This is a genomic window from Ferrimonas sp., assembly GCF_048263965.1.
Taxonomy (GTDB): domain Bacteria; phylum Pseudomonadota; class Gammaproteobacteria; order Enterobacterales; family Shewanellaceae; genus Ferrimonas.
This window is the reverse complement of the sequence record NZ_JBLXDO010000022.1, coordinates 37,515-50,949: the sequence shown is the minus strand read 5'-3', so window position 1 is coordinate 50,949 and position 13,435 is coordinate 37,515. Positions and strand designations below refer to the sequence as shown.

General features: G+C 57.1%; 14 protein-coding genes and 1 tRNA gene. 5 read left to right on the top strand and 10 right to left on the bottom strand.

Features of this window, described 5'->3' with window-relative positions; genetic code table 11:
- Positions 1 to 207: 207 nt before the first annotated feature.
- On the top strand, positions 208 to 801 hold the full coding sequence (locus ACN0RV_RS16340; protein ID WP_417349237.1) for a NapC/NirT family cytochrome c: 594 nt from the start codon (positions 208 to 210) through the stop codon (positions 799 to 801).
- Between the two features lie 360 nt (positions 802 to 1,161).
- Here ACN0RV_RS16340 and ACN0RV_RS16335 read toward each other — a convergent pair whose 3' ends face one another.
- Genes ACN0RV_RS16335 through ACN0RV_RS16320 form a run of 4 tightly spaced genes read right to left on the bottom strand, consistent with a single transcriptional unit; the run spans position 1,162 to position 3,379 of the window.
- A complete protein-coding gene (locus ACN0RV_RS16335) occupies positions 1,162 to 1,560 on the bottom strand; it encodes a CBS domain-containing protein (RefSeq protein WP_417349235.1) in 399 nt (132 codons plus the stop codon).
- Positions 1,557 to 1,907, bottom strand: a complete 351-nt coding sequence (locus ACN0RV_RS16330) for a P-II family nitrogen regulator (protein ID WP_028110219.1) — start codon at positions 1,905 to 1,907, stop codon at positions 1,557 to 1,559. The genes ACN0RV_RS16335 and ACN0RV_RS16330 overlap by 4 nt, the downstream gene beginning before the upstream one ends.
- A 3-nt stretch (positions 1,908 to 1,910) precedes the next feature.
- Positions 1,911 to 2,669 (bottom strand): DUF1538 domain-containing protein, encoded by a 759-nt coding sequence (locus ACN0RV_RS16325; protein ID WP_417349233.1) that lies wholly within the window; start codon positions 2,667 to 2,669, stop codon positions 1,911 to 1,913.
- Positions 2,657 to 3,379 carry a DUF1538 family protein gene (locus ACN0RV_RS16320; RefSeq protein ID WP_417349278.1) on the bottom strand — a complete coding sequence of 241 codons (723 nt, stop codon included), beginning with the start codon at positions 3,377 to 3,379 and terminating at the stop codon, positions 2,657 to 2,659. The genes ACN0RV_RS16325 and ACN0RV_RS16320 overlap by 13 nt, the downstream gene beginning before the upstream one ends.
- Positions 3,380 to 3,862: 483 nt before the next feature.
- Here ACN0RV_RS16320 and ACN0RV_RS16315 point away from each other — a divergent pair, with 483 nt between their 5' ends.
- Positions 3,863 to 4,291 (top strand): hypothetical protein, encoded by a 429-nt coding sequence (locus tag ACN0RV_RS16315; protein ID WP_417349232.1) that lies wholly within the window; start codon positions 3,863 to 3,865, stop codon positions 4,289 to 4,291.
- Between the two features lie 367 nt (positions 4,292 to 4,658).
- Here the strand turns inward: ACN0RV_RS16315 and ACN0RV_RS16310 are convergent, their stop codons facing one another.
- Both ACN0RV_RS16310 and ACN0RV_RS16305 read right to left on the bottom strand, forming a co-directional pair.
- Positions 4,659 to 5,564 (bottom strand): class I SAM-dependent methyltransferase, encoded by a 906-nt coding sequence (locus tag ACN0RV_RS16310; protein WP_417349276.1) that lies wholly within the window; start codon positions 5,562 to 5,564, stop codon positions 4,659 to 4,661.
- Positions 5,564 to 6,646: an AI-2E family transporter gene (locus ACN0RV_RS16305; RefSeq protein WP_417349230.1), complete on the bottom strand. Its 1,083-nt coding sequence runs from the start codon at positions 6,644 to 6,646 to the stop codon at positions 5,564 to 5,566. Before ACN0RV_RS16305 ends, ACN0RV_RS16310 begins: the two co-directional genes overlap by 1 nt.
- A 97-nt stretch (positions 6,647 to 6,743) precedes the next feature.
- Between ACN0RV_RS16305 and ACN0RV_RS16300 the strand changes: the two genes are divergently transcribed.
- On the top strand, positions 6,744 to 7,268 hold the full coding sequence (locus ACN0RV_RS16300; RefSeq protein WP_417349228.1) for a 2-amino-4-hydroxy-6-hydroxymethyldihydropteridine diphosphokinase: 525 nt from the start codon (positions 6,744 to 6,746) through the stop codon (positions 7,266 to 7,268).
- Here ACN0RV_RS16300 and ACN0RV_RS16295 read toward each other — a convergent pair.
- On the bottom strand, positions 7,188 to 7,886 hold the full coding sequence (locus ACN0RV_RS16295; RefSeq protein ID WP_417349226.1) for an SDR family oxidoreductase: 699 nt from the start codon (positions 7,884 to 7,886) through the stop codon (positions 7,188 to 7,190). The two genes, ACN0RV_RS16300 and ACN0RV_RS16295, sit on opposite strands and share 81 nt — an antisense overlap.
- A 104-nt stretch (positions 7,887 to 7,990) precedes the next feature.
- Between ACN0RV_RS16295 and ACN0RV_RS16290 the strand changes: the two genes are divergently transcribed.
- Positions 7,991 to 8,896 (top strand): TIGR01777 family oxidoreductase, encoded by a 906-nt coding sequence (locus ACN0RV_RS16290; protein WP_417349224.1) that lies wholly within the window; start codon positions 7,991 to 7,993, stop codon positions 8,894 to 8,896.
- Between the two features lie 561 nt (positions 8,897 to 9,457).
- Here ACN0RV_RS16290 and ACN0RV_RS16285 read toward each other — a convergent pair.
- Both ACN0RV_RS16285 and ACN0RV_RS16280 read right to left on the bottom strand, forming a co-directional pair.
- Positions 9,458 to 11,932, bottom strand: a complete 2,475-nt coding sequence (locus ACN0RV_RS16285) for an ABC transporter permease (protein ID WP_417349222.1) — start codon at positions 11,930 to 11,932, stop codon at positions 9,458 to 9,460.
- Entirely contained in the window at positions 11,929 to 12,615 is a 687-nt protein-coding gene (locus ACN0RV_RS16280; RefSeq protein WP_417349220.1) for an ABC transporter ATP-binding protein, read from the bottom strand. Before ACN0RV_RS16280 ends, ACN0RV_RS16285 begins: the two co-directional genes overlap by 4 nt.
- Positions 12,616 to 12,619: 4 nt before the next feature.
- Between ACN0RV_RS16280 and ACN0RV_RS16275 the strand changes: the two genes are divergently transcribed.
- Positions 12,620 to 13,228 carry an arylesterase gene (locus ACN0RV_RS16275; protein ID WP_417349218.1) on the top strand — a complete coding sequence of 203 codons (609 nt, stop codon included), beginning with the start codon at positions 12,620 to 12,622 and terminating at the stop codon, positions 13,226 to 13,228.
- Between the two features lie 131 nt (positions 13,229 to 13,359).
- On the opposite strand, the gene ACN0RV_RS16270 is transcribed toward ACN0RV_RS16275, so the two are convergent.
- Positions 13,360 to 13,435, bottom strand: a tRNA-Ala gene (locus tag ACN0RV_RS16270).

Here is a 13,435-nt window from a genome sequence, read left to right as displayed (position 1 = left end):
CTCAGGAGTTCGCAGGGGAAGGGTTCATTTTTTCCGACCAGATCAAAGTTTTTGCGATTTGCTGGAGCAAATTCAAAATAATCCAGCGAATGAAGAAATATATTGATAAAGTCCCCGGTGCCAGCTTTTACCTGCAAAAGCTCGTAAAGTTCGGCTAAGGTTTTGAATAGAATTCGACCCCCAAAAAAAAGAAAATGAGGATGAGAGATGTCTGACAACAAACAAGGCTCCGCCTGGAGCCGGTTATGGCAACGGCCCAAAGCCAAATGGCTGCTGGGTATCCCAGTAGGTGCTTTCCTGGCCCTGGTCGTAGGCGGCGTAGGCGTATACGGCACCCAAGTTGTGCTGCACGCCACCAGCACCGACGACTTCTGTATGACCTGCCACTCCAACCACTCCCTGCGGGATGAGGTTCTGGCGTCCAGCCACGGCAACAACGGCGCCGGTATCACCGTGACCTGTGCCCAGTGTCACCTGCCTCCAGGTGGCTTCGAGTACCTGGTTAAGAAGATCATCGTGTCCAAAGACATCATCGGTTACATGACCATTGATGGCTTTAACACTCAGGAGTGGCTGGAAGCAAACCGCAAAGAGCAGGCTGACCTAGCTCGCGATTACCTGCGTTCCATCGATTCCCGCACCTGTACCAGCTGCCACTCCAACATCTATGAGAACCAGCCTGAGTCCATGAAGAAGATCGCCAAGAAGATGCACGAGCGTAACTTCAAGAAGGCTGAAGACAAGCGTAAGACCTGTATCGATTGCCACAAAGGCGTAGCGCACCCCTACCCCAAGGGTTAAGCCTGAGGACCGGGTCCGATTCTGGGGGTCAGGTGGACACGGTCGCGGTACGATACACAGAATAAAAATCCGGGCCATAACCGGATGAAAGACGCTTTAAGCCCGCCAATTGGCGGGCTTTCTTTTGCCTGCTCGCCCCCATCACAGACCACAGCTACTCCAGTATAAGCACGGTCTCCGGGGTAAAACTGAGGCCAGCTGGGGATAACTGACAGCAAAAAGCCCGCCTTGATCGGGCGGGCTTTTTTTAACCTAAGTGACTTTTTTGGACAAAAGAACCTTTAGATCAACAAGTTACGCATCTGATATTGATCTAATAACAGGCTTGTCCACAGGTTTTGTGGATAACCTTTAAAAAGTCTAATTGTGGAGACTCTGCTGAAGCACCATCTCTGTATAGGAGATTAATCCAATTACCTCATGGTTTTCAATCACCGGAGCCTGATTAATGCCAAATTGTTCAAACAGGCGGGCACAGTAGCGAATATCCATCTCCGGGTGAACCGGCAGAACCGGCTTGGACATGATCTCGTAAAGGTTCACCCGATCAGGCGCCTTGTCCCGGGCCATCACCTTCTTACCGATGTCGGAGAGTAAAACCAGACCGTACTCGTCGTTCTCATGACGCTTGCTGATGATCAGCGCCTCGGCGCTGTGCTCACGCAGCACCTCCAGCCCTTCGGACACGGTTTTCAATCCATCGAGCATCACCCACTTCTGGGCCATCACATCCTTAACCTTGATCAGTTCCTGATTCATATCTCGTCTCCAACCCGTTCTGACAGGCTCTCAATCTGGTGGGCGACGCCCACGACATCCTCTATATCCAGTTGCAGCGCAATGCCCGTGCCCGGTGAGCTGTCAAACTCACCCACTTGAGCCAAACGCTCCAGAATGTTGCGCGCCAGGTGTTCCTCCACCACAAACAGAAGGACATCCCTTTGCATATCCAGGTGCAGACCGAAGAAGGTCTTCTTGGGTTTGAGTCCTTCCCCCCGGGCGTGGTTGATCAGGGTGACGCCGGTGGCACCGGCATCACGGGCTGCCTCAACCAGTTGATCGCTCTTATCATCCTCGACGAAGGCGATGATCAGTTTAAAGCGCATGCTCTACCTCTTCGAAACTCGTTGAATCAGTGCGGTGAGTTGGGCATAACCCATCACACTGATCATGGGAAACAGGCTGGCAAAGGCGATAAGGCCAAAGCCGTCAATCATTGGGCTTCTGCCCGGAATGGTGCTGGCCAGCCCCAGTCCCAGGGCGGCCACCAGGGGTACGGTTACGGTGGAGGTGGTGACCCCCCCGGAGTCGTACGCCAGGGGAATGACATTCTTGGGAGCATAGGTGGTCTGAACCACTACCACCAGATAGCCCGCCAGGATATACCAGTGTATGGGGTCTCCCACCACAATGCGGTAGGCCCCCAGGGAGATGCCAATGGCGACCCCCAGGGCAACCGCCAAGCGCAGGCCCATGGGCTGGATGGCGCCCCCCGAAACCTCCTCCGCCTTGATGGCTACCGCCAGCAGCGAAGGCTCGGCAATGGTGGTGGCAAATCCAATGGCAAAGGCAAACAGATAAACCCAGTAGTAATCCTGCCAGCTGCCCTGCCCCTCAATTCCGAGGAACTCTGGGTTGGTCAGTTGAGTGGCCATCAACTCCCCCAGGGGGAAAAGAGCACGCTCCAACCCGACCAGGAACAGGGCCAGCCCCAGGATCACCGCCACAAACCCCGCAAGCACCTGCTTCAGGTGGGGGACAGGACGCTTGAGCACCAGATACTGAAAACCGAAGAGTACGGCGACGATGGGCACCACATCGCCCAGGGTGTCGATGAGGGTATTAACTATGTCTATCAGCCAATCCATGTACGCACCACCCCGAACATAAGAACAAACTGCACCGGCAACAGTGAGGCAAAGGCGATGAGACCAAAGCCATCCAGCATGGGGTTCCTCCCCTTGATGGAGCTGGCCAGTCCCACCCCGAGGGCGGTCACCAGAGGCACGGTTATGGTCGAGGTGGTCACCCCTCCGGAGTCGTAGGCGATGCCAATGATCTCCTTGGGCGCAATCATGGTCAGGGCCATGACGATGACATAACCACCGATGATCAGCTTGTGCAGCGGCCATCCCTTGAGGATGCGCACCACCCCCAGCAGGATGGCACAGCCTACGGAGAGAGCCACAGTCAGCCGCAGCTGGGTGGCGTAGCTCTCCTGAGCTTCCTCAGTCTGAGCCAACAGGCCACCGGCTGCCGCCACTTCGGCGGCTTCATCGGCCACAGCAATCAGCGCAGGCTCCGCCACCGTCGTGCCAAAACCCAGCAGAAAGGCAAACAGCAGCAGAGGCACCAGGGCACCCTTGCGGGCAAAGGCCTGAGCCAGTGTTTCACCTATGGGGAACAGGCCCATCTCCAGGCCAAATACGAATAGAGTCAGTCCAATGACCACCAGTCCCATTCCAAGGACAATATCGATGACACTGGGCAGCGGCTGTTGCAACACCGCCAATTGAAAGAGAGCCACCACCAGAACGATGGGCAGCAGATCCCGGCAACTTCCTAATAAAGCCAACAACGCTCGATACACACAAGCTCCCGCATTTCCTATGCTTTATACCAATTTAACTAATTATCTGATGACGACTGCTGGCTCAAGTTGCCCCACTCTGCATTGTAAGGCTGACTGTCAGAACCACTGGCAGTTGAGTCTCACTCCACGATTGAAACACTGTCTCCGGCGCACCAGATAGAACACTGACTTAATGAAATTGGTATCATTTATGCCCCGGCCGCGGGTTACCCCAAAGGCACAAGAACACAAAAACCACTTACATTTTTACAACAAATTCCTTGCCAGTTAAGTGGATATTTGTTGGGAAAAGAAAAAAGGGTGATCTTGATCAGACTTTCGCCGCCACTTCAGAAAATTGTCATTAGTATCAATTGTTAATCTGGTCGCAAAACCTCCTGCCCGGATCGCGCGCTAAACTGCGGCTAGTGTCGTTTCCCAGCCACTGATATAGTGTCTGCTCGCTCCGCCATGAGGACCCCTCCACTGATGACCCGAATTACCCTGCTGCTTTTTCTGATGCTGCTGGGTGGTTGCAATCCGACCACAGGGCCGGATCAACCCCCTGAAAAAGTGGCCGTGGAGTTCTTTGAAGCTCTCTATGTAGACAAAGACATCAACCGGGCACTGCCCATGGTCAATGGTGAGCTCAAGGGGCTGTTCCATCACTACAAGCTGGCCAGTCAGGTGCAACGCAACCTGTTTGCTCTCTACATGGAACAGGCGGAGGTGGAACTCTCTTCCACCAATGCGGACTTTTTTCGCCGGCGAAACTCCGACATCCTGGTGACCATCAAGCTCAAAGGGTTGGTGAACGGCTACTTAAGGCAGGACCTGCGAGAGATACGTCTGCAGGTTATCGACAACCAGTGGAAGGTGACCGAGATAAAGGATGACCGTTGGCTGACCAACGGCTGACCAATGGCTGCCCCTCGACAGGTGACGGACAGACACAAAAAAACCAACGCCACAGCGTTGGTTTTTTTTATGACCCAGGGAGATTAATCCAAGTAGGCGTCTTCATCCAGATCAACGGGCAGTTCGCCAGCGACTTCATCTTGAACCTGATAATAGGCTTCTTCGTAATCTTGCATTTCCATAAACCCGCCTTACTCCTGAATAGTGAACTCACCACATCTGTCATGTGAGTAGGGTAAGTCTACCACTCAGCCGCCCATTCCACGAACATTTCACCAAAAAACGGCATTTGTAAGAATATTTCTCCACAGGGGGCCTTTGCGTGTAATTTCACAGAAAAACCGGCCGATTCCGAAGTTTTTTTTCATCAGTCTAATCGGTACCTGAACACCTTCAGTCCTTTATCCGGGTCAGACTCAGGAAAGGTGGCCGGGTTGGCCAGCTGTTCCATCAGAGTCAGGGCCGGGGCAAACTCCGCCACCTGTCCCTTGAGGAAGTCACGGCTGAGCTCAGGAGCATTGAGGCACAGCAACGCTTCTCCCCCTGGTGCCAGCAACTCAGGCAGACGTCGCAGCACCCTGCAGTAATCCTTGGTGGCGATAAAGCTGCCATGCTGAAAACTTGGAGGATCCACCACCACCAGATCATAGGGGCCGAGCTTCTTGAGCTTGCCAAAGGTCTTGAACAGATCATGGGCCAGGTAGCGCACCCCCTGCCCCAGCTCATTCTTGGCGTGGTTGCGTTTACCTGTCTTCAGCGCGCCGCCGCTCATGTCCAGATTTACCACAGATTCGGCCCCTCCGGCACAGGCAGCCACGGAGAATCCACAGGTGTAGGCGAACAGGTTGAGGACACGCTTCCCCTTGGCATGCTGACGAACCCAGTGCCGGCCCTCGGCCATGTCCAGGAACAGACCGTGATTCTGGCCTCGCATCAGGTTGACCAGATACTGCTGCTCCCCCTCAACTATCCAATGCGGCTCGGGGATCTCGCCGGAGATCTGAGTGGTCTGGGCGGGGGAGCATCCCCTGTCCTGCCATACCAGATGCAAAGGCTGGTCATCGCTGACCTGTTTCCACCAGGTGGTCACCTGTTGCAACCACAGCTCCAACTGAGGTTGCTCCGGTGTGGTAAAGGTGGTCAACAACAGTACCGGAGGGTAAAGGTCCAGAGTCAGGCTTTCCAACCCTGGATAGCAGTGACCCCGGCCATGGAACAACCGCTGGGCCTGGCCGGATTCAAGAGAGTCTGGCAGATGTGGAACGAGATCAATCACTGTGCGCCCTCCAGGGGACGGCGAACGGGTTTGCCGGTCATGGTTACCGTGATGGCCAGGCTGCGGGTCTGGGGCTCTCCCTCCAACAGCGCCGCCAGCCAGCGGCCGCCCCGGGTCGCCTCGAGACCAATCTTGACGATCATGGTCAAGGGCACAGACAACAGCATGCCGACGGAGCCCAGCAACCATCCCCAGAAGATCAATGAGAGGAAGACCACCAGGGTGGACAGGCCCAGGCCCCTGCCCATCATCCGCGGTTCAATGACGTTCCCCATGAACATGTTCACCGCCACGTACAAGCCGGCCACTCCGGCAGCACCGCCGGCCCCCAGCTGGATCAGCGCCAGGGCCACGGGGGGCACGGCCGCAATGATGGAACCGATGTTGGGAATGTAGTTAAACAGGAAGGCCACCACGCCCCACAGGATGAAGTAATCCACCCCGAGGAGGTAGAGGCCGACACCGCAGATCACACCCGTCCCCAGGCTGACCAGGGTCTTGATCGCCAGGTAGCGGTTGACCGAGTCCAGGAAGCGGTCAATCTGTTGCATCCTCATGTGGGGGTCGTCCAGGGCATAGTGCAGCTTCCTGGGCAGGCTGGAGGCTTCGAACAGCATGAACACCACGGTGAGCACGATCAGCAGCAGGTTGGCCATCACCGCGCCGATGCCGGAGAGCATGTCGGTTGCCAGGCTCATCAGTTTGCCCGGGTCGAACTGCTCCTTGAGCACCTCTATGGAGATGGGCACATTGAAGCGCGCCGCCAGATCCGCCACGGCGTGGAACTGGTCGGTCAATTGACTGCGGTACTGGGGCAACTGGGCAGTAAAATCGTTGATGGAGCTACCGATCAGGGCCCCGAGCCAGGTGCCAACAGCCAGTACCAACACCATCACCATGATGATGGCCAGCCCCTTGGGTAATCCCATGCGGGTCATCAGCCGTACTAAGGGGCTGCAGATGATGGCGATGAAGATGGCCAGCAAAAAGGGCACCAAGATGGTGCTGGCGCTTTTGATCCCGGCCAGGACCACCACCAGGGCGGCGCACACCATCAGGCTACGTTGAAATGAGCTCATAGTAATCCGTTGTCTGGATGAGAAGAACACAGTATATCTTGTTATCTTAAATAGATAACGCTCGATTGACAGGCTATGGAGTCACCAAGGAGAGAGGATGACGAGTACTGAAAGCCAGCACCCGGGTTCGCACCGCTACTATTGCAGCTTTGGCGCCAACCTCCAGCCAGAGGAGAACGCCACTGAAGCCCTCTCCTGGCTGTGCGAGCAGTTCCAACGGGTCACTGTCAGCGGTGTGGTCACCACAGAGCCTGAGGAGATGGAGTCTCTCCTGCCCTTTATCAACTTTGCCTTCTGGTTTGACAGTTCATTGTCGCCAAAGCAGGTGAAATCCCGCTTTAACCGGCAGGAGGAGCGGCGGGGAAGAGACAGGAGCGACCCTCAGTGCAGCATCAAGGATCGCCCCCTGGATCTGGACATTCTCTCCGTTGACCGGGTTCCTGAGTTGGCCGCTCAACCGGATTACCTGCTTCCCCTTCTCAACCAGTTGCTCAACGACACTCCGTTGGAAGGTGAGACGGTGCCCATTGTTCTGGGGTCGTTAAAGTTGGGCGACGCTGCGACCACCATCTACCGGGATGCGCGCACCGGTCATATAAGGGTTGTTGACCAGCATCCATAGTGCCTTCCAGATGGGATCCAAACCGCCCTCTACCTGCAGCAGGGTGCGACTGAGCACCTGCTGCCGATACGCCTCCCCATGTTCGTCCAGAAACAGAATCGGCCCCGGCTCTATGCTGTTTACCCGCACATCCGGGGCCAGCTGTCTGGCCCAGGACTGGGTAAGACTGTCCAAACCCGCCTTGGTGGCGCAGTAGAGGCTGTAATCCGCATTGGGGTGATGCACGTAGATATCGGTGAGATTCACTATGCAGCCAGAGGCCTGTGCCAGGGCTCCCTTGAGCGCCTGAACCAGCTGGTAGGGTGCCTGGAGGTGAATGCGGTGAAGCTGGGTAAGCTGCTCAACGCCCACAGCAACATCGTCTGGGTCGGGTTGATACAGGGAGGCGTTGTTGAGCAGAAGGTCTACCCTGTCGACATCCGACAAGATGGCATCGGCCCACTGCTTTACCTGCCGGGCGTCGGTGAAGTCCACCCTGGACGCAATGAGGTTGGGGTGGCTCGCTGGGCTGGAGCTCAGGTACTGCCCATAGACGCGATACCCCTGCGCCAACAGCCGCCCGGTGATGTATTCGCCCAGGCGGCGACCACAGCCGCTGACCACGGCAACAGGTTGCATGAGTTTGAACTCCTTGTGGAAATTGATCGTATGCTAACTTTGTATGTGTAACACAGATTCAGGAGCGTTGCTCCCGAACCTATGGCTTGGATGAGGAGGCAGGCATGAAGATTCTTGTCACTGGCGGCACAGGGTTTGTTGGCAGCAGGCTGCTGAAACAGTTGAGCGGGGCCCACGAACTGGTTGTGATCAGCCGTCATCCGGAGCAGTCCGGGCGACGGCTGCAACAACAGGGGATTGATGCCGAATGCGTGGGCATCGAAGCTCTGCCCTGGCTCCAGGGGGTAGACGCAGTCATTAACCTGGCCGGCGAACCCATCGCAGAAAAGAGGTGGAGTGGCAGGCAGAAACACCTGATCTGCGACAGCCGCTGGCGCCTGACCCAGACCCTGAGCGACTGGATACTGGGGCTGGATTCTCCCCCCAAGGTGTTCATCAGCGCCTCTGCCATCGGCATCTATGGCACCGACTCCGACAGTCACATGGATGAAGATACGCCGCTGGTCTATGACAAGAACGACTTCGCCCAAAGGGTGTGCCACACCTGGGAGTATCTGGCAATGCAGGCGGCGCCTCGCACCCGGGTCTGTGTCCTGCGAATCGGACTGGTCCTGGGAGAGGGCGGTGCCCTGAAGAAGATGCTTCCAGCGTTTCGCGCCGGGGTCGGCGGCCCGGTGGGCAATGGCAGCCAGGCCATGTCCTGGATCCACATCGATGATCTGGTGGCGGTGATCGGCTATCTGATGATGACTGACAGCTGCCAGGGAATTTATAACGGCACCACGCCCACACCGGTCAGCAACAAGGAGTTCAGTAAAGCGCTGGGACAGGCCCTGCGTCGCCCCGCCTTCATGACGGTACCGGCAACGGCACTGAAGTTGGCCCTGGGAGAGATGTCCTCCCTGCTGCTCAAGGGCCAGAGTGTGCTCCCCAACCGGCTGGTTAGACACGGATTCGACTTCCGCTATCCGGAACTGCCTGGGGCGCTGCAGGCCCTCCTTGGACGCTAGGGCGTGTTGACCTTTGCTGAATATTTTTGCGCCATCATCCAGCCACTAAGGCCTCGATGTATCGACATTGTGCCCAAACTGAATGGATACCTAGACTTAGCAAAGCGCCCTTCGGGGCCGGACTGACAACGACTACTCCTCGTCGTTCGATTTTGACGTAGAGTCGTACCAACACAACGTGATATCTGCGAGCTCAGTTGAAATAAAACGGGCTTCAGGCAAGGCGGCCAATCAATGCTCTATGGGCCTAAAGCAAGATTGGCAAACGCAGCATGAAGTCCGTTTTAATCAACCCGTAGGGAAGTCGCCTTGAGTGCTGACTCTGTGTTGTGACTCTTTAGAAGGGCAATAACCATTCCTTCAGAGTCACGCCTTGATTCATCACTCAAGGCAACTTCTGAGCAACACAGCTACCACGTTGGGTTGGTACCTAGCCTACAATCGAACTTCTTGATTAGTCGTCGTCATCCTCGGCCAAATTCTAAACACCAAAGATAAACACGCCCTAGACCCGACAGTAAAAGGCCGCGTAAACCGCGGCCTCTTCATTGTGATTCCTCTCTAACCGCCCCTGAGCAACGCGCCGCACTGATTGGCCAGCAGGCGGCGGCAGGCCAACATGCCGATGGACCCTATAAGCAACGCACCCAGTACCGGGATCAGGAACCACCACAGGGTGTGTCCGTTGACCACCAGGTTGAACACCTGACTCTTGAGCAGAGCCAGGGTGAGCTCGGTGACCACCACAGCCAACAGGCCGGCGACCGCCCCCAGCAGCAGAAACTCCCAGGCAACGGCGCGTCGCAGCAGACTGCCTGCCGCCCCCAGGGTACGCATAATGGCCAACTCCTGGCGACGGCTGGCCATGCCTGCCTCAGTCTGGGCAATGAGCACCATGGCGCTGGCCAAGACCACCACCAGCAACACCAGGGTCAATGCCAGAGAAACCTGGTCTATCACCTCTCTGAGCTGAGTGATGATGGATCCCACATCGATTACCGACACAGTGGGAAACTGCCGTATCAGCTCGCCAACCAGGCCGGCATCGCCCTGCGGGTGCTTAAAGCTGGCGATGTAGGTGGCCGGGAAGCGCACCAGATCCGCCGGGGGGAAGATCATGAAGAAGTTGGGCTGCATGGTTTCCCAGTTCACTTTACGCAGACTGGTGACCTCCACCTCAACCGGCTGAGTATCTATGGTGAAGGTGAGCCGATCGCCAAGACCAATGCCCAATCGCTCTGCCACCCTGGACTCCACAGACACCTCTCCCCGCGCATCCCCTTCAAACCAGTTACCCGCCACCACAGGGTTGTTTGGCGGCAAGCTGTCCCTGAAGGTCAGGTTGAGCTCCCGGCCAATGCCGGACGGCCCCTGTCTTGGCTGCTGCTCTCCCTCCTCCTTGGTCACAGGCTGACTCACCTGTGCACCATTGATGGCAGAGAGACGACCGCGGATCACCGGATAGAAGTCGGTCGCTTCCACCTGACGGCTTGAAAGGAAATTGCCCATCTGCGGCAGCTCATCCAGGCTGATGTTGACCAGGAAGTGGTCCGGGGTCCCCTGAGGCAACTGCTTCTGCCAGTCGGCCAGAATGTCCTGACGCAAGGCGAGGATGGTGAGCAGCAATACCAGAGAGACGGAGAAACCCACCAGCTGCACGGCATTATCCCGGGCACGGCGCCTGAGCCCGGCAATGGCCAGCTGCAGAGGCGTGCCGGTGCGCATCCCCAACTGACGCCCCCAATTCAGCAGAAGCCAGGCCACCAGCAGCAGCAACAGTGCCAGGGCAGCCCCGCCAATCAGCAGGACACCGGTCATCATGGCGTTGCCGCTGTAGATGTATGCCAGCAGAGCCAGGGCGGCAACGGAGAGCACGCCGTTGAGCCAGCCCTGCCATCTCACCGGTCCCAGGTCTTTTCGCAACACCCTCAAAGGGGGGATGGCCAGAAGGCGCAGCAGGGGGTAGAGCGTAAAGCCAAAGCCCGCCACCAGGCCGGTAGCCGCTCCCAGGGCCAGTGGGCGCGCCACGGAAATCTCACCCTGGCTGAGCTCCTGTGGCAACCAGGCCAGCAGAGCCTCGGCCCCTATCAATCCCACCATCAGACCGATGGCGATGCCCAGCAGGGTCACCAGAGAGAGGTGGGTGACAAAGATCCCCCGTACCTGATTATGGGACGCCCCCAGGGTCTTCAGCATGGCCACCGCATCATAATGGCGAAGGCAGTAGCGCTGAGTGGCGACAGAGATGGCCGCACAGGCCAGGGCTATGCCCAGCAAGGCGGTCAGGAGCAGGAACTGTTCCGCCCGCTGAATGGCGCGGGACACAGGTGAATCCTGGCTGCGCACATCGACCCAGCGCTGAGAGGTAGTCAGGCGGCCATTGAGCCACTTGGCGTAGCTCTTGATGGCCTCAGTGTTGCCGACGAACTGATAGCGCCAGCTAAGGCGACTGCCAGGCTGAATGACGCCGGTGGCGTCTACGTCTGACAGGTTCATCAACACCACGGGCGCCGAAGCGAACAGGTTAAATCCACCATCCGGAAGGCGACGAATGGCCTGATCGAGGCTGAAACTGGCTTCCCCTATCTCAGCCAGGTTGCTCTGCTCTATCCATCCTGCCAGCCGGCTGTCCAGCCATAGGGCCCCGGGCTCTGGCAGAGGGGTCAGAGACTGGCCCACCAGATCGATGCTGCCCCGAAGCGGGTATTGGGGCGACACCGCTTTCACCGTCACCAGTTGGAAGCGCTCCTCAGAAAAGAGCATGGACTGAAACTCCAGAGTGGTGGACACCTGGAGTCCTGCCTCCCTGGCGGCTTCAAGCCAGGCCGGGTCCACCTGTTGGGGAGAGGAGAGAACCCGATCGGCGGCCAGGAAGGTGCTGGCCTGACGCACTATGGAGGATTGCAAACGGTCAGAGACCAGGGCCAGGGCGGTGACCGCCGCCACCGCCAAGATCAATGCTGCCCCAATCAGCCTGAGCTGGCCATGGGCAAGCTCCCGCCTGAACAGCCTCCATGCTAAGGGGAAGATGTTCATAGGGCCTCCAGCCTGCCGCTCACCATCTGGACTCGGGTCGCGCAGCGTTCAGCCAGCTTGAGATCATGGGTCACCAGTACCAGGGTGGTGTGGTGCTCCTGATTCAATTCAAACAGCAGATCCTCCACCTTAGTGCTGTTGGCCTGATCCAGATTCCCTGTGGGCTCGTCGGCAAACAGGATATCGGGTTGACTGACAAAAGCACGGGCAATGGCCACCCGCTGCTGTTCGCCACCAGAGAGCTGGTTGGGAAAATGATCCAAACGGTGGGAAAGCCCTACCCGCTGCAGCATATTCTCCGCCTGGGTTCGGGCATCGGTATTGCCCGCCAACTCGACAGGCAGCATGACGTTTTCCAGGGCAGTCAGGCTTTCCACCAGCATGAAGGACTGGAAGATGAACCCCACCTTACGGCCTCGAAGATTGGCTCTCTGCTCCTCATCCAACTGATGCAGCGGCTCTCCTGCCAGCCAGACCTCCCCGGAGGAGGCCATATCCAGGCCAGCCAACAGGGCGAGCAGGGTGGATTTCCCCGCCCCGGAGGGCCCGGTGACGGCGATGGACTCGCCCGACTTGACTTCCAGGTCAACGCCCTGAAGGATCTGAAGTTCACCATCCAGTGTTGGAACCTTCTGTTCCAGTCCCTGGACTCGAATGGCTAGCGTAGTGTTTGAATCCGGCATAGTTATGATAATTCGTTCCTTTTTAATGACAGTTATACTGCTTTTTCCGTCCATTGTTTTCGCTAACAGTGTAACCATTCTTATCTTAGGTGACAGCCTGAGCGCCAGTTACGGTATGAGCGAGCGAGAGGGGTGGGTCCATAAACTCAATACGGACCTGGAGGGAATTCAGCTTATTAACGCTTCGGTCAGCGGTGAAACCACCGGAGGGGCACTGAAGAGGCTGCCCAATCTTCTGCAGCAGCATCAGCCTGACTGGGTCTTTGTTGAGCTTGGCGGTAACGACGGCCTCAGAGGCTTCCCACCGCCGCTGTTAAAGAAGAATCTGAGCAGGATTCTTGATCAATCGATGGCCGCCGGCAGTGCCGTGATGTTGTCTCAAGTGATGGTCCCGCCCAACTACGGTCAACGTTATGCCAACCAATTTGAGCAGGTGTTTCAGGATCTCAGCCATCAGTATCAGGTTCCCCTGATCCCTTTCTTCATGACCGAAATTGCCCCCTACCCTCACCTGATGCAGCGAGATGGTATCCATCCGAACAGAAAAGCCCAGGACAGCATTGCAGACTTTCTGCAGCCCTACTTTGAGAGACATGCCAAGGGTGCGGAATAAAGAGCATAAGCTGAGGTGAACAGCCATCGGAAGGTGGCTTACTGGATGATACACACCGTAAAGGTGAGACTTGCCGGCACGCTTTCTGAAATCCAAAAACGACAAAAGCCACCCGTAGGTGGCTTTCTGTTTGGTGGAGCTACACGGGATCGAACCGTGGACCTCTTGCATGCCATGCAAGCGCTCTCCCAGCTGAGCTATAGCCCC